Annotated in this window: 15 protein-coding genes and 1 other annotated feature; of the genes, 12 read left to right on the top strand and 3 right to left on the bottom strand. The window is 40.7% G+C overall.

What is annotated here, in order from left to right; genetic code table 11:
- Positions 1-161 precede the first annotated feature (161 nt).
- Positions 162-1,220, top strand: a complete 1,059-nt coding sequence (locus BQ5364_RS12320; protein WP_004611431.1) for an STAS-like domain-containing protein — start codon at positions 162-164, stop codon at positions 1,218-1,220.
- A gap of 26 nt (positions 1,221-1,246) precedes the next feature.
- Here BQ5364_RS12320 and BQ5364_RS12315 read toward each other — a convergent pair whose 3' ends face one another.
- Both BQ5364_RS12315 and BQ5364_RS12310 read right to left on the bottom strand, forming a co-directional pair.
- Complete coding sequence (locus tag BQ5364_RS12315) at positions 1,247-3,424, bottom strand: YhgE/Pip domain-containing protein (RefSeq protein ID WP_022250581.1); 2,178 nt, start codon at positions 3,422-3,424, stop codon at positions 1,247-1,249.
- A 4-nt stretch (positions 3,425-3,428) separates the two neighbouring features.
- Complete coding sequence (locus BQ5364_RS12310) at positions 3,429-5,954, bottom strand: YhgE/Pip domain-containing protein (RefSeq protein ID WP_044986617.1); 2,526 nt, start codon at positions 5,952-5,954, stop codon at positions 3,429-3,431.
- Positions 5,955-6,151: 197 nt separating this feature from the next.
- On the opposite strand from BQ5364_RS12310, the gene BQ5364_RS12305 reads away from it, so the two are divergent.
- The 5 genes from BQ5364_RS12305 (at position 6,152) to BQ5364_RS12285 (ending at position 13,054) form a co-directional block, all read left to right on the top strand.
- Entirely contained in the window at positions 6,152-6,745 is a 594-nt protein-coding gene (locus BQ5364_RS12305) for a TetR/AcrR family transcriptional regulator (protein WP_083382837.1), read from the top strand.
- Positions 6,746-6,946: 201 nt separating this feature from the next.
- The gene (licT, locus tag BQ5364_RS12300; protein ID WP_071144393.1) at positions 6,947-7,783 is read left to right on the top strand and encodes a BglG family transcription antiterminator LicT; all 837 of its coding nucleotides are present in this window, start codon (positions 6,947-6,949) and stop codon (positions 7,781-7,783) included.
- A gap of 139 nt (positions 7,784-7,922) precedes the next feature.
- On the top strand, positions 7,923-9,812 hold the full coding sequence (locus tag BQ5364_RS12295) for a beta-glucoside-specific PTS transporter subunit IIABC (protein WP_022250584.1): 1,890 nt from the start codon (positions 7,923-7,925) through the stop codon (positions 9,810-9,812).
- Between the two features lie 19 nt (positions 9,813-9,831).
- Positions 9,832-11,286, top strand: a complete 1,455-nt coding sequence (locus BQ5364_RS12290) for a glycoside hydrolase family 1 protein (RefSeq protein ID WP_004611425.1) — start codon at positions 9,832-9,834, stop codon at positions 11,284-11,286.
- Between the two features lie 47 nt (positions 11,287-11,333).
- Positions 11,334-11,594, top strand: a binding site (T-box leader).
- An 83-nt stretch (positions 11,595-11,677) separates the two neighbouring features.
- Positions 11,678-13,054 carry a TrpB-like pyridoxal phosphate-dependent enzyme gene (locus BQ5364_RS12285; protein WP_004611423.1) on the top strand — a complete coding sequence of 459 codons (1,377 nt, stop codon included), beginning with the start codon at positions 11,678-11,680 and terminating at the stop codon, positions 13,052-13,054.
- Positions 13,055-13,095: 41 nt separating this feature from the next.
- Here the strand turns inward: BQ5364_RS12285 and BQ5364_RS12280 are convergent, their stop codons facing one another.
- Entirely contained in the window at positions 13,096-13,317 is a 222-nt protein-coding gene (locus BQ5364_RS12280; RefSeq protein WP_004611422.1) for a helix-turn-helix domain-containing protein, read from the bottom strand.
- Between the two features lie 128 nt (positions 13,318-13,445).
- Between BQ5364_RS12280 and BQ5364_RS12275 the strand changes: the two genes are divergently transcribed.
- From BQ5364_RS12275 to rsmH, 6 genes are all read left to right on the top strand, one after another.
- A complete protein-coding gene (locus BQ5364_RS12275; protein ID WP_071144392.1) occupies positions 13,446-15,731 on the top strand; it encodes a diguanylate cyclase in 2,286 nt (761 codons plus the stop codon).
- The gene (locus tag BQ5364_RS18340; protein ID WP_004611420.1) at positions 15,706-15,873 is read left to right on the top strand and encodes a response regulator transcription factor; all 168 of its coding nucleotides are present in this window, start codon (positions 15,706-15,708) and stop codon (positions 15,871-15,873) included. Before BQ5364_RS12275 ends, BQ5364_RS18340 begins: the two co-directional genes overlap by 26 nt.
- Positions 15,874-15,993: 120 nt before the next feature.
- Positions 15,994-17,307 carry a uracil-xanthine permease family protein gene (locus BQ5364_RS12270; protein ID WP_004611419.1) on the top strand — a complete coding sequence of 438 codons (1,314 nt, stop codon included), beginning with the start codon at positions 15,994-15,996 and terminating at the stop codon, positions 17,305-17,307.
- A 124-nt stretch (positions 17,308-17,431) separates the two neighbouring features.
- Positions 17,432-19,471, top strand: a complete 2,040-nt coding sequence (locus BQ5364_RS12265; RefSeq protein WP_004611418.1) for a HelD family protein — start codon at positions 17,432-17,434, stop codon at positions 19,469-19,471.
- Between the two features lie 20 nt (positions 19,472-19,491).
- The gene (locus BQ5364_RS12260; RefSeq protein WP_004611417.1) at positions 19,492-20,472 is read left to right on the top strand and encodes an alpha/beta fold hydrolase; all 981 of its coding nucleotides are present in this window, start codon (positions 19,492-19,494) and stop codon (positions 20,470-20,472) included.
- A 19-nt stretch (positions 20,473-20,491) separates the two neighbouring features.
- Complete coding sequence (rsmH, locus tag BQ5364_RS12255) at positions 20,492-21,541, top strand: 16S rRNA (cytosine(1402)-N(4))-methyltransferase RsmH (RefSeq protein WP_071144391.1); 1,050 nt, start codon at positions 20,492-20,494, stop codon at positions 21,539-21,541.
- Positions 21,542-21,581: the final 40 nt, after the last annotated feature.

Raw genomic sequence — 21,581 nt, 5'->3', positions numbered from 1 at the left:
AATGAAATCACAGGAGAATTTTTTGTTGCGTTAGAAAATATTATAACAGGATATTGGAAACAATAAACAAATTTAAAATTATATTTTATTGTATTGAAATTCAAAAATAAAGATGATATAGTTTGTATATATAAAAATAAAGTTTGAATGAAGGTGAGAAAATGTCATTTACAGAAGAAAAAAGAGAATGGATTAAAAAGTATATGTTAGAGAAGATTCGTCAGGATGATGGCGCATATGCCCAGAAAACGATGGAAAACTTTGAGGTCTCTATTACGACTGTAAAAAGATATCTGAAAGAGTGTGTGGAACAAAAAATCATCGTTCCGAATGCGGATAAAGAATGTGGATATTGCTTGATTACTGTGGAAGAAGAGTGGGAGGTGGACAATGTTGAAGACTTGGAAGAAGATACATTTTACTTTGACAAAGTATTCCCGATTTTAAATGATCTTTCCGAGAATTCTAGAAAGATTTGGTATTATGCGTTTACAGAGATGATGAATAATGCAATTGAACATGCGAAGGCAAAAAGGATCTGTTGTAAGGTGAAGAAAGATGTACTGTATACAGAAATTTCCATTGCAGATGACGGGATTGGAATTTTTAACAGTATTCGACAATATGCCGATCAGCAGCTTCATATCAAGATGGACACGGCACAGGCAAGGATGGAATTGTATAAAGGAAAATTCACAACGAGTCCAGAGAGTCATTCCGGAGAGGGCATCTTTTTTACTTCCAAGATGCTTGCGCAATTTGCCTTGTGGTCAGAAGATGTGATGTATAGTAATCGGTGTGATGATGAAGCAAAATTTGTAAGAAGTCATTTGATTGCTTATTATACAAAATTGAATCGTATTGGAACGATGGTGCAGATGAAATTGGAAAATGATACGAAGAGGACGGCACGAGAAGTGTTTGATATGTTTGCGCCTCTTGGGGAAGGGGTTGTAAAGACTCTGATTCCAATGAAAGAATTTTGTCGTCAGGGCGAACCGGTTGCAAGATCGCAGGCGAGGAGAATTCTGAGTCGCTTGGAAGAATTTAAAGAAGTGATTTTTGATTTTTCGGAAATTGATTTTATGGGACAAGGATTTGCCGATGAGATATTTAGAGTGTTTCAGAATCGTCATCCGGATATTGTGTTGACTGTAAATAATGCGAATGAGGAGGTCGCAGGGATGATACAACATGTAAAAAGCAACGGAAACCACTAGTTTTTGTGATTCCCGCTGCTGATATATTAGATGAGATGTGTGCTCTCTAATTTCTCTGTAAAAGCGTCATTAAGTCGGATAACTGGCTTACGAAGTACAAGTCCAAGAAGTAATGCCGGTATCAGGAAGAGAGCAAGTGTACCAAGTTCTTTCCAATAAGTGTTTCCGTAGAATCCGGCGATACATTCGCGCATGGCGTTCATGCTGTGAGTAAATGGAAGCAGCGGATATACTTTTTGGAAAAATTCCGGTGCAACTTCAATTGGGAAGGTTCCACCACTTCCTGCAACTTGCATAACAAGCAGAACAACACAGATTGCTTTTCCGATATCTCCGAATGAAACAGTCAAAGCATAGATGATGCTCACATAGACAATACTTGTGAACCATCCGGCAAGGAGAAATAAAAATGGGTGTTCACATTGAATTTGCAAATAGAACAAATCTCCAAGACAAATGAGTCCGCTCTGTAAAAGTCCGACACCCAGTAAAAGGATACTACGTCCGATATACAACTGGTGAGCTTTCGGATTTCTGAGCTTGGAAACGGTACTTTCCGCTACGGTTACTTTTAACATGGCAACTAATACAATGCCTCCGACCCAAATTGCAAGTGTTGAGTAAAACGGTGCCATGGAAGAACCGTAGTTGCTGATTGGGTAAATAGCATGCTCTGACAGACTGACAGGAGAGGCAAGGAAAGCAGAGACGCTTTCGGAACCTTCTGACAGCAGAGAGGTCAGAATAGCCATGCCGTCGCTTCCGGAGAATGTCATAATCTGAGAAGCAGAACTTAGCTTTTCGGAAAGATCCGAAAGTAATGAGGCTGATTCATTTAGTGTGCTGTGTACTTCTGATAAATTTGAAGCTGATTTATCAGATGCTTTGGAGATGTTGGATACACTGTTATTCAGCTGCTGTAATAATGTTGAGACAGAAGATCCGGTATTATCAACATTGTTTGCTAAGTTGTCAAGTTCATCTTTTACATTTGTTTCAAAACTATTTTTGACATCTGTAATCGATTGAACGCTGTCGGCAATCAGACGATCGACATCTGCTTTTAAAGCGGTGGCATCTTGGGTAGTGCCGGTGATTTGCGATTGTGCAGAATCTAGTTCATTTTTGATAGATGTCTGATGTTCGATTGCTTCAGCAATACGCCGATTGATTGCATCTACAGAAGGAGTCAGAATAGGATAAGACTCTTTGAGTGCAGTCAATGAATCGGACAGGGAAGTATAGCCGTCTATAAGCTTTTGCACCCGGTCTCCGACAGAGGAAAGTGCTGATGCAGCTGCGTCACTGTCAGAAGAAAAAGAACTAAGAGCAGAGTCTAAAGCGTCTGAGACAGCTGTATAAAACTTTTTGTTGTCTGCCAATGCCTGATTGACAGCGGTGGTAGTTCCGGTAATTGCGGAAGTGAGAGAACTGATGCCATCTCCTGCATCGTTCAGCGCATTCAGGCTGTCCTGTGTTCCGTTTCCGGATTGTTCGAGAAACTCAGAAGTTGTATCGAGCATAAGGGAAGCGGCGTCTGACATATCTGAAAATGCTTGTACAGTGCCGGCGGCAGAGGACAAATCCTGTGAGATATTTGCAAGCGATGCCGCAAGGTTATCTGTTAATGTTTTGTCTCCGGATTGCTTAGAGATATCAGCAACATACTGGAATGCTTCTAAGGCAGTCTTAGAGATAGTCTCTGTAAAGGTACTGTTTACCTGTTGTTGTACAGCAGTTGCCCCCTTGTCTGTTATCTTTGGAGCAATTGCATTTTCTTTTTCGTTGATATAGTAAGTGATCTTAGGATGTGTGACATCAGGAGAAAAAAGACTCATCATGTCCTGGCTAAAATCTTTTGGAATCACTAATGCTGCATAGTAACGTCCTGACTTGACTCCTTTTTTAGCATCCTTTGCATTTGTGAAGACCCAATTGAGTTGTGTGTTTTCGTGCAATTCAGATAGAATCTGATCACCTAAGTTTAGTTTGACCGGAATCAGTTCACCGTCGTACCCTTTATCCTGGCTGGCTATAGCAACTTTCAAGTCTCCTGTATTTCCATATGGATCCCAGCTTGCAGCAATGTTGAACCACGCATAGAGGGAAGGAACAATGGTAATTCCGAGAATAACAATCAACGCAATGACGTTTTTACGGATTTTCTTGATGTCGTGATAAAAAATCTGAAATATATTCTTCATGGTCTTACTCCTCCTCCTTTTTGCGGAATGATTCCAGCATTTCATTGAAAGACATACCTGCGAGTTTCTGTTGATTGGCAAATGCGCTGTGGAAATATTCCACTATAATAAGCCATGTTGCAATCAAAATGATGGATAGAATCCAAAGAACAAGGAATACGAGTTTGGATTCCAGACTGAACATCAAAATCAGGAAAATCAGAGGAACAATCAAAATAGCAAGGAACCCAATTTTTATCATTTTCTGATAGTTCTTTTCAAATGCCTGTGCTTTGGAAGCGGTTTGTATCTGCAATTCTTCTTGTGACAACGAAGCAGAAAGAAGCATAGAAAGCTGTAGCTTTTTTCCTACCACTTCAGTTGGCGTTTCGCCGATCATCAATTCCGTCTCGGCTAATTTCTGATCAAACAGTCGGTTGAGCCCAGATAAAAGAGGTCTGATACCAAGTCCGATCAAAAGGGAGATTGGCACATACAGTAGTAAAATGAGCAGATTATGTATATAAGTGCTCCCGTACATTCCAGCAATACATTCTCTCATTGCAGTGATACCATAAGTAAATGGGAGCAATGGATGCAGATTTTGGAAGAAGGCAGGGGTCATCTCGATTGGATAGGTTCCGGAGGAACCTGGAATCTGCAGAATTACCAGTATGACACACAATGCTTTTCCGATATGTTTGAATGTAAGGGAAAGAGCATAAATAATATTTACATATACGAAAGAGCAGACTGCTCCCGTCAGTATTAATGCTGCCGGATTAGTACATTGTACACCCGGAAGGAAAATGTCGCCGGCAGTAACGATAATTCCCTGTACGACACCTACAGTTACATACAAAAGCCAACGTCCGAAGTAAAGAGAAACAGAACCATAATTGCGCATGGAGTGATCTTTGTCTACTTCCATTTTAAATATGGCAATCAGTACGATTCCGCCTACCCAAATAGCGAGGTTCGTGTAGAACGGTGTCATGGAAGAACCGTAATTTTTTACCGGATACAGTCGTTCTGTCTGAATCTCTACAGGAGAAGACATGAAGGAAGCAACAGACTTGTCATCGACCCCTTCTAATGAGAGCAGTGTCTGAAAAGCATCAGAACTTGCCAGTGCATTGATATCTGTCTGGATGGTATCAATGTGCCCCTGAACATTCTGCAGAGCGGTTTTTGTGCCGTCAAGTGCTTCGTTTGTACTTTTAAGGCTCTTTTCAAGTTGTGACAGAATTCCATTCATTTGATCTGCCGTGGCAGGAACACCATTTAGAAGTCCTGTCAGTTCACCGGTTACAGAAGAAAACAGATCTAAGGTCTGATTCAGCTGAGGAAGTACATTCTGATCCAGTGTAGAACGGAAGGTATGAAGACTGTCGATGCTGTCAGAAGCAATTCCGGCAATCTCTTTTCGGGAAGTAGATGCAGTTGAAATAGCATCTGAAATACCTTTGTTTCCGGCAGTCAAAGAATTTACCAATTCCTGATTACTCTGATTTTGTGCTTGAAGTTTTTGGATACTTTCCGTAATCTTGTCAGGTAAGAAAGAGCTGAGTTCTTCCAAATCAGCTAAAATCTTTCCGTTTAACTCGGTGACAGAATTTGCGGCATCTAAAGCATTGCCAATAGAGTTATTGACAGATTGAGCTTTGGATTCCAGACTGTCAAGTCCTGAAGAGATGGAACTGCTTGCTTGTCCAAGGAGATTTTCACCTTGTGAAACAGAACTAGAGAGAGCGGAAGAAAAATCTCCAGCTGCACTTCTGGCGTCCTTTAGGATTGAGATAGAGTTTTCAAGTGCGGAAGCACCTGATGTCGCTGAATTTTTTAAAGATTCTGAAGTCTTGGCAGCGTTTGCAATGGAAGACTGCGCACTGGCAGTGTCAGAAGAAAAGGTCAGAAGAATCTTTTCGTAGGACGCAAGGTTGTTCTCAGTCTTATTGAGCATTGCAATTACATTGGAATTTACTGTCCCAAGTGTGTTGGACAGCTTTCCGGCAGATTCTTTAAGTATGGAGGAGACAGACTCCGATGCCACAGCGGAAAATGTACTGTTTATCTCTTCCTGAATCGTGCTGGCACCACTACTTGTTATTTTTGGTGCGATCGCATTTACTTTTTCGTTGATATAATAGTCTAGTTCCGGAGTTTTTAAATTTCCGGATAAGATACTAAGCAGAGAACTGCTGAAATCTTTCGGGATTACAATGGCAGCATAGTATTTGCCTGATTTAACCCCGTCTACTGCTTTTTTCTCGGAGGTAAACACCCAGCCGAGTTGTTTGTTTTCTTTCAGATTATCTAAGATTTCCTGTCCGGCATTAATTGTGATATCTTGATCAGTTGCCTGCGTGTCATTGTTGGCGACTGCGATTTTGATACCGGATGTATTGCCATATGGATCGATATTGGCTGCAATATTGAACCATGCATAGAGCGATGGCAGCAGGCAGACGCCTATTGTGACAAGAATTGCGGCCCGATTATGCATAAGTCTTGATAAGTCGCGTCGGAAAATTCGAAATGATTTTTTCATAAAATACAAGCCTCTTTTCTAAAAATATTCTAGTAAATAGATACCATGTTGATTTTTTTAACAAAAAGTATTATATTAATGAAAAAATCGATTTACAACCATTAATAGTTAAGGGAAATGTTGAATTATAGACAGATATGAAAAAAAATGTTGGGATACATATAAAATTATATAAAATAAGGAAAGGAAAGAAGAAAATGGATCGCAGAGTCAGAAAGACAAAAAGCCAGTTGAGAGCCGGACTGGCACAGTTGATGAGGGAGAAGAGTATTCGAGAAATTACGGTGAAAGAGTTGGTTGATAAAGTGGATATTAATCGTTCAACCTTTTATCTCCATTATTCTGATATTCCAGGAATGCTCAAAGAGATAGAAGATGAGATTTTAGAAGAGATGGGGAGAGCAATTCAGGAGCATCCGATTGAGGAAGGAGAAAAAAGTATTTATTTTTTTATGCAGGATATGTTCCGGGTGCTGGCAGCAAACAGGGAAATTGGCTGTGCGCTTGTGGGGCCTCACGGGGATATTGCGTTTGTGAGCCGAATTGAAAACTTTTTGGAACAATATAGTCGGCATGTGCGAGGAGATATGCTGCCTGAGCAGCTTGCTGAGATGAAGTATTTTTACTCATTTTGCTGGAATGGATGTCTGGGATTTGTGAAAACATGGCTGGAAGAAGGCGAGGATAAATCTCCGGAAGATGCGGCAAAATTAATGTTTCAGATGGTGACCAGTTCCATGCGTGCATTTTTTGACAACGTAGGTGGGAAAACATTAACCGAAAATATTTAGAGAACATGCATAAAAACAGAAAGATAAAACTGTGTAAAATCAATAAAAATAAAAAAGGGTATGGACAAATAGGGAGCGTACTGTTATCCTAGTTACAGATATTAAGTTTGTTATTACGTGAGGGTAAGCAAGACTGTTTATAATACTTTAGAGAGCGGTATTATAAGCAGTTTTTTTATTCTATAGGAGGGAGCACGCAGATTGAAGATTCTTAGAGTTTTGAACACAAACTCCGTTGTGACAATCGATGAAAAGAAAAGAGAAGTGATTATCACAGGTCCCGGGATTGGGTTTAAAAAGAAAAAAGGTGAGTGTATAGACGATACTCTGATTGATAAGATATATTGCCTGGAAGATCATGACAAGAATCACACATTACAGGAAATTGTTAAGGCGATATCGGAACGATATCTTGAAATTGTAGGAAAAGTAGTGCAGGCAGCAAAAACGGAGTACCATCTGAAGATAAATGAAGTGTTGTATATCACACTGACAGACCATATTAATTCGGTGATTGAAAGACATGCCGAAGGTATTCATCTAAAGAATATGATAAAGATGGATATTCAGAAATTCTATCCGAAAGAATATGAACTGGGAGAAAGAACTGTAAAGTGGATACAGGAAGAAACAGGAATTTCACTGGAAAATGATGAGGCGGCTTTTATTGCTATGCATATTGTTTCATCAGAGATGGAGAGTAGTGACACACCGGTTGTGAGAAAGATTGTAGAATTGATAAATGCGATTATGCAGATTATCAGAATTCATTTCAAAATAGAGTTTGATGAAACTTCAGTCTCTTATCAGAGATTTCTCACACATTTAAAATTCTTTTCAGCAAGAATTTTTAGTGGAAAAACATATAAAGATAGTATGCATGAGATTTATGATGTTATGGTAGAACAGAATGCATACGCATATAAAGGTGTGGAGAAAGTGTCCACGCTGATCAAAAAACAATATGATTATACGTTGAGTATTGACGAACAATTATATTTGTTGATTCATATAAAACGAATACTAGATGAACAATAGAATAGAATTATTAAGTTTGTTATTATTCAGTTAAGCAAGACTTGATCATAAAAAGAGGCTATCCCGGGAAATGGCGTCTTTTTGTGGTCGAGTCTTTTTTATATTAAAATCAATAAGCAATGAAGAGAGGGAAAAAAGTATGGATTACGAAAGCGTAGCAAAGAAAATTTTACAACGTGTAGGTGGAGCAGAAAATGTTACCGGACTGGTACACTGCATGACCAGACTTCGTTTTAATTTGAAAGACGAGTCCATCGTAGATGATGAGGCGGTCAAAAAGACAAAAGGTGTTATGGGGGTTATGAAGAAAGGAGGACAATATCAGATCATCATAGGAAATGATGTGGGATATGTCTATGAAGAATTGAACAAATTGGGGAAATTTTCAAATCAAGTACCGAAAAAGAAGGAAAACAGCACTGAGAAGAAAAATATTTTAACCATGTTAATGGATACGATTTCAGGAATTATGACTCCTGTCATTCCGGCGATTATCGGAGCTGCGATGATCAAAGTGCTCTTGACATTGCTGCCAATGATTGGAGTGCTAAATACAAGTGGAGATACATATCAACTCTTAACTGTGATAGGAGATGGTGCATTCTTCTTCATGCCGGTTCTCATTGCAGTGTCTGCATCTAAAAAATTTGGCACGAATGTATATTATGCGGCAAGTATTGCATTGATTATGCTGCATCCTAATTTCATCAGTATGATGACAACCGCGCACGATGCAAATGAGACAATTCGATTTTTAGGCCTTATACCTGTGACATACGCAACCTATTCTTATTCGGTCATTCCGATTATTTTAGCAGTGTGGTCACTGAAATATGTAGAAAAATTTGTGGATAAAATCACACCGGTCATTACGAAAAACTTTTTAAAACCAATGCTTGTCGTATTGATAGAGGCGCCGATTGCATTGATCATATTAGGACCACTTGGTGCTATTTGCGGAAATGTTTTATCGGATGTGGTTTATTTCATTCATGATAAATTAGGCTTTATTGCGGTCGGACTCGTTGCAGGTATTTATCCGTTTGTAGTCATGGCGGGAATGCATCATGCATTTACACCGATTAAACTTGGCATGATCGCAACAACAGGATATGAGAATTTTATTTGTATTGGAGAACTTTGTTCCAATATGGCACAGGGAGCGGCATCGCTTGCAGTTGCCATCAAAAGTAAAAATAAAGATTTTAAACAGATTGCAGGTTCCTCAGCATTTTCAGCACTTCTTGCGGGAATTACAGAGCCGGCTCTTTACGGAGTAACATTGCGATTGAAACGGCCAATGCTTGGAGCATGTATCGGGGCTGTGGCAGGTGGTTTGTTTGGAGGATTCTTCCAACTGAAATGCTTTGGAATTGCCACACCTGCGATTGTAACGATTGTTCAATATGTGGAAGAAAGCCGTCCGATGAGTCTTTTGATTGCAGCGCTCACAATCTTGATCACAGTGATAGTTGCATTTATTGCTACTATGCTAATCGGGTTTGAAGATGTTGTAGATGAAGATGACGAAGAAGAGTATTTTGAGGAAGTAAAAGAAGAACCAGAGTTGACAGATGGCGAAGAGATTACAGTCTTAAACCCATTAGCAGGAGAAATTGTTTCGTTAAATCAGGTGAAGGATGCAACTTTTTCACAGGAAATCTTAGGAAAAGGGGTTGCGGTGGTTCCGGCTGAAGGTGTTGTATATGCGCCATTTGACGGTAAAGTAGATATGATGTTTGAAACTGGTCATGCAGTAGGTTTAACGAGTGATAAAGGTGTGGAGCTGCTGATCCATGTTGGTATCGATACTGTTAACTTAAAAGGTCAGTATTTTCATCCGATGAAAAAGACAGGCGATGAGGTAAAAAAAGGAGATGTGCTTCTTACTTTTGAAAAGGAGAAAATAGAGCAGGAGTATGATCTTATGACACCGGTGATTATTTCAAATACAAACCGATATCAAGAAATAAAAGCTGTAAAAACAGGAAAAGCAAACGTGTTAGATTCAATTTTGACAATCAGATAGTAAGTGTGAGAGGAGAAAAATGATGGAACAGATCGAAAAAACAGCATTTCCAAAAGACTTTTTATGGGGAAGCGCCTCAGCAGCATATCAGATTGAGGGGGCATATGCGGAAGATGGAAAAGGAATGACAAACTGGGATGAGTTTGTCAGAATTCCGGGGAAGACATACAAAGAGACGACAGGCGATGTTGCGGTTGATCATTATCACCGCTATAAAGAAGATATCAGGCTGATGGCGGAGATGGGATTGAAAACATACCGGTTTTCCATTTCGTGGGCGAGAATTTTCCCAAAAGGAAAAGGCGAGATCAATGAGAAAGGGATTGCTTTTTATGGGGATGTGATTGATGAGTGCCTGAAAAATCACATTGAGCCAATGGTGACAATCTTTCACTGGGATTTGCCACAGGCGCTTGTGGATTCCTATGGCGGATGGGAGAGCGCGGAAATTATTGACGATTATGTAACCTATGCAAAGACATTGTTCCAAAACTGGGGAGACAAGGTAAAATATTGGATTACATTAAATGAACAGAATATTTTCACTTCACTTGGCTGGCTGACAGCGCAACATCCGCCGGGAAAATTTGACGATCAGAAGATGTTTTATCAAGTAAATCATCACGCTTTTATGGCGCATGCAAAAGCGGTTCTTGCTTATCGCGAGCTGGGATACAAAGGTGAGATCGGAGCAAGCTTTGCATACACACCTTCTTATGCGCTGGATTGTAAGCCGATCAATGCAATGGCAAAAAGCAATTATGATGATTTGAAAAATTATTGGTGGATGGATGTCTATGCATATGGACGATATCCGAAAGCGGCAATGACCTATTTGAAGAAAAAGAAAATTGCGCCTCAAATGCAAAGCGGTGATGAAGAAATTTTGAAAGAAGCTGCAAAAGAGATCACTTTTATGGGTGTAAATTATTACCAGAGCTGCGTATGTGAATACAATCCATTAGATGGTGTTACGCCGTATGGAACAATGAACACAACAGGGAAAAAAGGAACTGCACAGGAAATCGGAATTCCCGGAATTTATAAAAATCCGGCGAATCCGTATCTTATGACAACAGACTGGGATTGGAGCATTGATCCGAAAGGACTTCAATTTTGCTGTCGCGAAATCACGAGCCGCTATGCGCTGCCGATTATCATATCCGAAAATGGATTGGGGGCATTTGACAAATTAGAGGAGGATGGCGCAGTTCATGACGTATATCGTGTTGAGTATCTGAAAGAGCATTTGAAAGCACTGGGTGAGGCGATCGAAGAAGGGTGTGAAGTGTTAGCATATTGTACATGGTCATTTACAGATTTGCTAAGTTGGCTGAACGGATATCAGAAACGATATGGATTTGTATATGTGGATCGCAACGAAGAAGGAGGAACGTTGAATCGCTATAAAAAAGACAGCTATTACTGGTATAAAGATGTGATTTCCACAAATGGTGAAAATCTATATAAATAAAAGAAAACTTCTTGACAATAATAAATTAGCGTGGTAAAGTACTAATAAATAAACCGATGAGGAAGAGTAAGTATCTTCAGTGTTTGCTTCACAGAGAACTGCAGATGGTGGGAGTGCAGTAAGATGTAGCTGTAGAGAATGGGCTTCCGAGGGCGAGCTGAACGGCAAAGATTTACAGTAGGTGAGCCGGAGACAGTACTCCGTTAACAAAGTTCGCATATGTCAGTATGCATAAGTGGGTATATAGTGAAAGATATACCAAGCCGGGTGGCACCGCAGGAGTTGAATTATGTACTCTTGTCCCTGCAATAGATATTGTATGGGACGAGAGTTTTTTGTTATATAGAATTTCTTGTCCCGCAGATTTCATATTGAAAAGGAGATAAACACAATGAGCGAACGAAAAATCCCTTATAAAATCTATCTGGAAGAAAGTGAGATGCCAAAGACATGGTACAATATGCGTGCAGATATGAAGAACAAACCGGCGCCGCTTTTGAATCCGGAGACGTTGCAGCCGATGACAGAAGAAGAACTCTCGGTTGTGTTCTGCAAAGAGCTGGTGGAACAAGAATTGGACAACGATAACAGATACATTGAGATTCCGCAGGAGATACAGGATTTTTATAAGATGTACCGTCCGGCGCCGCTTGTAAGAGCATATTGTCTGGAAGAAAAACTGCAGACTCCTGCAAAGATTTACTATAAATTTGAAGGAAATAATACGAGCGGAAGTCACAAATTGAATTCCGCCATTGCGCAGGCGTATTATGCGAAGAAACAAGGATTGAAAGGTGTTACGACCGAGACAGGAGCAGGACAGTGGGGAACAGCACTTTCGATGGCGTGTTCTTACCTCGGCTTAGACTGTAAAGTATTCATGGTGAAATGTTCTTATGAGCAGAAACCGTTCCGGCGAGAAGTGATGCGCACCTACGGCGCGAGCGTGACACCGTCACCGTCGATGGAGACGGAGGTTGGACGCAAGATTCTTGCAGAACATCCGGGAACGACAGGAAGTCTTGGATGTGCGATTTCGGAGGCTGTGGAAGTTGCAGTGGGAAGTGAAGGGTATCGTTACGTGCTTGGAAGTGTTCTGAATCAGGTTGTACTGCATCAGTCAGTCATCGGTGTAGAAGCAAAACTTGCAATGGATAAATATGGTGTTACTCCGGATATTATTATCGGATGTGCCGGAGGGGGATCGAATCTTGGTGGATTGATCTCTCCGTTTATGGGAGAAAAATTAAGAGGAGAAAAAGATTATCATTTCATTGCAGTGGAGCCGGCGTCTTGCCCGAGTCTTACAAGAGGTGTATTTGCATATGATTTCTGTGACACCGGTATGGTGTGTCCGTTGGCGAAGATGTACACACTGGGAAGTGGATTTATTCCGTCGGCAAATCATGCGGGAGGACTTCGTTATCACGGAATGAGTCCGGTGCTGTCACAGCTTTATGCGGATGGATATATGGAAGCAAGATCGGTAGAACAGACAGCTGTATTTGAAGCGGCGGAGCAGTTTGCGAGAGTGGAAGGAATCCTGCCGGCGCCAGAGAGCAGTCACGCGATCAAAGTTGCAATTGATGAAGCGCTTAAATGCAAAGAGACAGGAGAGGAAAAGACGATTTTGTTCGGACTTACCGGAACCGGATATTTTGATATGTATGCGTATGAAAAATTCCATGATGGAAAGATGTCAGATTACATTCCGACAGATGCGGATCTGCAAACAGGATTTGATGGCATTCCAAATATTTCTTTATAAAATCAATAGCCTTTATCTGAGTGAAATATCTTAGATAAAGGCTATTTTTCAGTGTCTTCAGAATCTTCAAATGTGATTTTGACGATATTTTCAATTGGAACCTCCAAGATTCGACACAGCGATTCGATTGTGTGAAGGGTTACATTTCTGTTATGCTTTAAAGAGTCAAGGGTGCCTTTGGAAAAGTTATACTCTTTCAGTAAGCGGTAAGTAGTAAAATTTTTTTCTTCTAAAGTTTTCCAAAGCGGGCTAAAATCAATCATATAAAATCACCTTTCTTAATATCATTATATTTAGTAAAAATGTGCTTGGATATACCCGATATATAGGGTATAATATGTGGAAAAAAAGTAGATATTATGGTATAATATGCAAAACAAGGGAGGACGCTATGAATAGATTAATGGACAAAAAGGCAAAAACAGTATTTTTAATTACATTATGTTCCGCAATGCTGATTGTTCATGCGTTTGCAAGGTTTGGCACTTCGTTTTTTAAAACGGAGATGTCAAGAACACAGGATGAATTGGAGGAGATGGCGGAGTCTGGTATTCGTGAAACAAAGGAAAAGTATGCAGGTATGATATCTTCTCTGAAGACGTTGGCAGTTGCATTCAACGGTTTTTCCTCTATATATGATGAGTCAATTTATAAGCAATTAATCTTTTTTAAAGACATGACTTTTTTTGATCACATTGTGATCGCGGATATAGATGGAAATACAGTGGATTCAGATGGAAATAAGACGAATATTAAAGAACGAGAGTATTTTCAAAAAGCAATAAACGGAGAAACTGTTATTTCAGAGATAATGGATTCTCGAATCATACCAGATAAAGAGATTCAGGTCATTGCGGTTCCGATTGAAAGTGAGAACGTGGTGACAGGAATTTTGTTTGGAATATTAGATACTGGTACATTAAACCAGGAGATAGGGGATTTGTATCTGAACCATATCTATATACAGATTGTAGATTCCGAAGGAAATTATATTACGAGATTTAAGTCAGAAGATGCGATTATGAATCATGCGAATGTTTGGGACGATCTCGAAGAGTTCGAATATCAGACCGGAAGTCTTGAAGAATTGAAGGAAGACATTTCGAATGAAAAAGAGGGGCATTTCACTTTTCGAAAAGGAGAGGAGGAACGAGTCTCATATTATGCACCACTAGGTGTAAACAATTATTATATTTTTGCCACAACAAACAGTAAATATCTAAAAGAGCATATCAGTAATATTAATCTGAAAGTATTGGGAATGGCAACGGAGATGACGGCGGCATTTTTAATCTTGATTTTGGGGTTATATTGGTACAATGGAAAAGTGCGCAAGGCGATTTTGCAGTCGCATGAAGAGGTGCTGAGCAGTGAGGAGATGATGCGTATTGCGATCAGTCAATCCAAACAGACCGTGTTTGAGTACAGTGTAAAGACTAAAGAACTGCATGCGAAAGTCGGAGAGCAGAATCCGCTGTTTCAGAAAACATGCCTCTCCAATGTCCCGGAATCTATTTTGGAAAGAAACGTGATTGACGAAGAATCTGCTGATAACTTAAAAGAGACGTTTGAGCTGATCAAAAGAAAGGAATTGTGTGAAACAGAAATCAAAGTCTTATATCATGGAGAGGTGCAGTGGTTCCGGATGATTATGAAGAATTTATACGATGAGAAACATCAGATTGTGAATACAGTGGGAATTCTGGAAAATATCAGTGAGAAGAAATATCAGGAGGAGCTATTGGAAGAAAAACAGCAGATTCAGGATGCACTGAATGCAGATGCATTTTTGCGATGTAAAATAGATCTTGAGACAGAGATGGTTGTGGAAGTCGATGGGAAAATTTTGAAAGAGCAGATCCCTTATCAGCAGTATTTGAAAGAAAATATTTTATCTGTGACAGGAAAGGAAGACTGGAAGAATGTAATCTGTCAATCTTCAAAAGAATATTTGATCGACGAGTATCAAAAAGGTCAGGATGTTATTGAAATCCAGTTTCAGATGCAGTATCAGGGAACGGAAAGATGGGTATCCTGCATGATTTATCTTATGACAGACAATTGCAGGAATGGTCATATCCAGGCGCTGATGATTTTAAACGATATCGACAAACGCAAGCGTGAAGAATTGCGTCTGAAAGAAAGAGCAGAACGAGATGGCTTGACAGGACTTTACAATGCGACTACTATGAAGATGAAAGCAGATAATTTTTTGCAGTCACTGTGGGCATTGGAAGGAAATCATATCTTTATGCTGATGGATTTGGATTGTTTTAAACAGATCAATGATACGTTCGGACATCAGTATGGAGATCAGGTATTGAAAGATGTGTCACAGACATTGACGAAAACATTTCGACATAATGATCTGATAGGAAGAATGGGCGGAGATGAATTTGCGATTATGATTTTGAATGTTTCTGATTTTTCAGTGATAGAACATACTGTACAGCAATTGTTAAAGGAATTGCACAAATCATATGAGCAGAATGGAAAGACGGTTGAGGTATCGGCATCTTTGGGCATTGTGACTGCCCCTGAACATGGAACGACGTTTGAAGAATTGTATCAGAAGTCGGATCAGATGTTATATGAAGTGAAAAGAAGTGTGAAAAACGGATATCGGTTGTATCAGGAGAAGGAATCAGAACATGAAACAGATTTTAATTGTAGATGATGATGTCAGCATCGGAGATATGCTGGAGGAGATATTAACAAAAGAGGGGTATGGCGTAAGCCGTGCGTATTCGGGGACGGGAGTGTTTTCATTCATATTATTTTTGAAAAAGAACAACTTCCTGCTTATGAATAGCTATTAAAATAACTAATGGATAAGGTGTTTGTCAATCATTGACAATGTATCTAAATATTTCCTATAATGATATGCGGCAGTATCGGCAGAGCACCGGTGCGAGACGAGTGAGAGGAGAACTATAGGAATGAAAACAGATAAGAAATATGCATCTGTCTTTGAATTGAATGGAATGCCGAAGTTTTCACAGGCATTTCCGCTTGCACTGCAGCATGTAGTGGCAATGATTGTTGGATGTGTAACCCCTGCGATCGTGATTGCAGGAGTGGCAGGATTAGAAGGAAACGATAAGGTTATTTTTGTGCAGGCAGCGTTGTTTATTGCTGCAATTTCCACATTGATTCAGTTGTTTCCGCTTGGAGGAAAGATTGGTTCCGGTCTTCCGGTCATCATGGGAGTCAGCTTTGCGTATCTACCAAGTATGCAGGCAATCGCAGGAAATTTTGATATTGCGACTATTTTAGGAGCGCAGTTGATCGGCGGTATTGTGGCTGTGTTTGTCGGAATTTTTGTAAAGAAATTGAGAGTGTTGTTTCCGCCGTTGATTACGGGAACGGTTGTGTTTACGATTGGTCTGTCATTGTATCCGACTGCTGTCAAATATATGGCAGGAGGAGCATCTTCACCGAATTATGGTGCATGGCAGAACTGGCTTGTTGGATTTATCACACTGGCAGTTGTAATTGCGCTGAACCATTTTGCAAAAGGAATTTTGAAACTTGCATCTATTTTGATTGGTATGATTGTCGGATATATTGTGTCAGGATTCTTTGGCATGATTGATTTTTCAGCGGTAGGTTCGGCAGGAATGTTCCAAATCCCGCAGCCGATGTATTTCGGAATGAAATTTGAGGTATCTGCAATCGTTACGATGGTATTACTTTTCGTGATCAACTCTGTGCAGGCAATCGGAGATTTTTCAGCGACGACAGGCGGTGGACTTGACCGTGAGCCGACCGATAAAGAGCTGTCGGGCGGTATTGTGGCATATGGTATCACAAATATTTTCGGATCGTTCTTTGGAGGACTTCCGACAGCTACTTTCAGCCAAAATGTGGGAATTGTTGCAACTACAAAGGTTGTGAACCGCATGGTGCTTGGACTGGCGGCAGTGATTATTCTGCTTGCAGGGTTCGTCCCGAAATTCTCAGCGCTGTTGACAACGATTCCGCAGTGTGTACTCGGAGGTGCAACGATTTCGGTATTCGCATCGATTGCAATGACAGGTATCAAGCTTGTCGTACAGCAGCCACTTACATACCGCAGCACTTCAATCATTGGTCTTGCAGTCGCACTTGGAATGGGGATCACACAGTGTTCAGATGCACTTGCAAGTTTCCCGGCATGGGTGACAACGGTATTTGGAAAATCACCGGTTGTTGTTACAACAATCGTGGCAATTTTGCTCAATTTGATTCTTCCAAAAGATAAAAAACAATAATAAAAATGGGTTAGATTCCGTTCGAAAAAATGATTTTTCGGACGGAATTTTTTTGTTCATAACATAAAAATACGTGGTATAATAGAACACTAAGATTTAAGAAATTGAGAAAACAGATAAGGAAATGGATGACAACATGAGTATAGATGGAACATTATTTTTAGAACAATTGACAGAAAAATTAAAATATCGGATAGAGGAACTGGATGTAGTCATTTCAGAAGGACAGAAAGATGTCGAGAGTATGCATGAATACTACTGGGAGAATTATACTGAGATGGACGAGTATGGGTATGAGAACTATGACAACCAGCAGGCATTGCTGCGGCAGGTGAATGCGAATCAGGACAAGCTTTTGTTAAAGCACCGATTTGAAAAAATGTTGGATTCGCCATTCTTTGGGAGAGTTGATTTTATCTATGACGGGGAAGATGAGGCGGAGTCGTTCTATATCGGGATTGGCAATTTTGCAGAGCGCACAGGGAGTGTGCCGCTTGTGTATGATTGGAGAGCGCCCGTGAGCGGACTGTTTTATGATTTTGATCAGGGCCCGGCATCTTATGAAGCTCCACTTGGGACGATTGAGGGTGAGATTGTGTCAAAGTGGCAGTATAAGATTCGAAATGGAAAGATGATCTATGGATTTGAGAGTGATGTGAAGATCGATGATGAGATTTTAAAGCAAGAGCTTGGAAGTAATGGGGATGTGCAGTTAAAAAATATTGTGCGGACAATCCAAAAAGAGCAGAATGCAATTATCCGAAATACAAAAGACAAGATTCTCATCATTCAGGGGGCAGCAGGAAGTGGGAAAACTTCGGTGGCACTTCACCGGATCGCATATCTGTTATACCACGACAGAGAACATTTGAAATCTTCAAATATTTTGATTCTTTCTCCGAATAGTGTGTTTGCAGATTATATCTCGCACATTCTGCCGGAACTTGGAGAGGAAAATATACAGGAGATGAGTTTTGATCTGTTTGCATATAAAGAACTCAAACATGTAGTCTCTGATTGTGAGGATAGATACCATCAGATTGAACGGCAGTTAAAGTGGATGACAGACGAGGAAGAAGAGAGGTACAGACAGAAGCAGTCAGCAGAATTTATCGGTCAGACAGAAGGATTTTTGGCGGGGCTGGAAGATGAATTGATGGATTTTTCCGAGATAGAATGGAAAGGGTTAAAAAAGACAGAGCAGGAGCTGATTGAGCTGTTTTATTTTAAGTTTCAAGATGTGCCTCTATTGTCGCGTATGGATGCGGTGATGGAATATGTGATTGATGAGTATGAGACACTCTATGACCGGACAGTGTCGGAAGAAGAATGTGAGATACTCAAAAACCGATTTATGGGGATGTATGTGACAAGAGATCTTTATGAGATTTATAATTGGCTGCTTGAGGAGGCAGGGTATCCAACCCTTCCGGAAAGGTCTTACGAGAAACGAACCCTTCCGTATGAAGATGTATATCCGATGCTGTATTTGAAATATCGTCTGCAGCAGAAAACGTCAAGGCAAAAGATCAAACATCTGGTCATCGATGAGATGCAGGATTATTCTTATCTGCAATATTATATTCTGAAACAGCTGTTTTCTTGTAATATGACGATTCTTGGGGACAGAGCGCAGACGATGGACGACAGAGAACAGGACGTGCTGACATTTTTGCCGGGCATATTTGGGAAACAGGTAAAGAAAATTGTGATGAACAAAAGCTATCGAAATACGATGGAGATTGCAGCATATGCAGGAGCAATTACCGGAATTCAGGATCTGGAGTTGTTTGAACGGCATGGAAAAGAAGTGACCGAAGCAGTTTTTGAAAGGAAAGAGGATGCGCTGGATGCATTGGAACAGGAACTGCGCCTTGCGGAAGATGCGTTTGAGACTGCCGCTGTACTTACATTTACTGAGGAGGAGGCAAAAGCAGTCTATGAGGAACTGAAGCATCGTGGGAGAGAGGCTGCCTATATTGACAGGGACAGCTCTACTTTTCGAAAAGGGCTGACGGTGACAACCTTTTACCTTGCAAAAGGGTTGGAATTCGATCAGGTATTTGCTGTCTGTCCTGGCAGAGAGGATGCACTTGCAAAGCAGGCGAGATATATCTGTGCGACGAGGGCGCTGCATGAACTTTATATGTATGAGATCAAATAAGCAGGAAGGAGAGACATGCGATGAAAAATGGTATTTTAAAAGAACAGGACTATCAGGAACAGATGGAACATGTTGTAGAGCCGTATTTGCATTCTAAAGAGCGGGAGCTGTGGCTTGAAAGAGAGCACGGGAAACAGATTTATGTAAGGTGTTATCAGGCAAAGAAGGCGAGAGGAGTTGTTTTAATCTCGCATGGATTTACGGAGACGAGCGAGAAGTACAAGGAGTTGATCTACTATTTTCTGAGAGGCGGATATCATGTGTATATACCGGAGCACTGTGGGCATGGACGCAGTTATCGTCTGGTGGAGGATCCGTCGCTTGTACATGTGGATTCTTACAAGCGGTATGTGGCAGATCTTTTATTTGTGGCAAGGACAGCGAAAAAAGAGCATAAAAATCTAAAACTATATCTGTTCGGGCATTCTATGGGAGGCGGTATTGCAGCAGCCGCAGTGGCAGCGAAGCCGAAATTATTCGAAAGACTGGTCCTGTCTTCGCCTATGATACGTCCTTTGAGCGGGAAAGTACCGTGGCATGATGCGCGAACGATTGCGACAGCTTTTTGTAAAGCAGGGCAGGCAAAGCGGTATGTGGCAGGACAGAAGCCTTACAGTGGACCGAGAAGGTTTGAAAATAGTTCGTCCACCTCAAGAGTTCGCTATGAATATTATCGGGCAAAGAAAGAGAAGGAGCCGTTGTTTCAGATGAATGCGGCATCGTATGGCTGGCTTCATGCGGCAGCATGTCTGAACAGGGATCTTCAAAGAGATGGAGTCAGACGGATTCGAATACCGGTTATCTTATTTCAGTCAGAACATGATCATTTGGTATCGAAAAAGGAACAGGTACGGTTTATATTAAAATTGAACCAAAATGGAAATACATATGCAAAGCTTGTGCGGGTACCTGGGACAAGACATGAGATATGGGGAGCAGATGAGAAGATTTTAAGAGGATATCTTGGAATGATCTTCCGGTTTTTATCGGGACAAAAATAAAACAGACAAAGGAGAATATATGGAAAATCAGGAAAAACAACATAAACGGCGAGTGCGTTATAAAGGCACCCACCCAAGAAGTTATAAAGAAAAGTATAAAGAGCTGAATCCGGAAAAATATCCGGAGACCGTTGAAAAAGTAATCGGAAAGGGCGGGACTCCCGCCGGGATGCATATTTCTATCTGTGTAAAAGAAATTTTGGATTTTTTCCAGATAGAACCGGGACAGAAAGGGTTGGATGCAACCCTTGGATATGGCGGTCACACATTGGAAATGTTAAAATGTCTCAAAGGTGAAGGGCATCTGTATGCGCTCGACATTGATCCGATTGAGTCGGTGAAGACAAAAGAACGTTTGAAGAACCTTGGATACGGAGAAGAGATGCTTTCTATCCGTCATTTGAATTTTGCCGACATTGATCAGGTTGTCGAAGAAGCCGGACCGTTTGACTTTATTCTTGCAGATCTCGGAGTATCGTCCATGCAGATTGACAATCCGGATAGAGGATTTACATACAAAAGCGAAGGATCTTTGGATCTGCGTCTGAATCCGGAAAAGGGAGAATCTGCCGCAGAACGCTTAAAAAATGTGACGGAAGACGAATTGGAAGGAATGCTTGTGGAGAATTCGGATGAACCATATGCGGCAGAGATTGCACAGCAGGTTATGAAAAAACTCAGACAGGGAGAAATGATTGACACGACAACTAAATTGTATGAGACGATAGAGGAGGCGCTTTCGTTCATTCCGGAGAAAGAACGGAAAGAGGCAGTGAAAAAGTCATGCCAGAGAACTTTTCAGGCACTTCGAATCGATGTAAATAGTGAGTTTGAAGTGTTGTATGCATTGATGGAAAAGCTCCCAAGCGCTCTGAAAAGTGGTGGTAAAGTGGCGATTTTAACATTCCATTCCGGGGAAGACAGAATTGTGAAGAAGGCATTCAAAGAGTGGAAAAAGGCCGGTGTTTACAGTGAGATTGCAAATGATGTCATCCGACCGTCTGCAAAGGAATGTGTCCGTAACAGCCGGGCGAAATCAACGAAGATGAGATGGGCGATCAAGGCATAAGAAGCAGGAAAGACAGATGGGGATTATTAAAACAATTGTG

The organism is Coprococcus phoceensis, from assembly GCF_900104635.1.
GTDB classification, from domain to species: Bacteria; Bacillota; Clostridia; order Lachnospirales; family Lachnospiraceae; genus Faecalimonas; species Faecalimonas phoceensis.
This window is presented reverse-complemented; position numbering and strand designations above follow the sequence as displayed.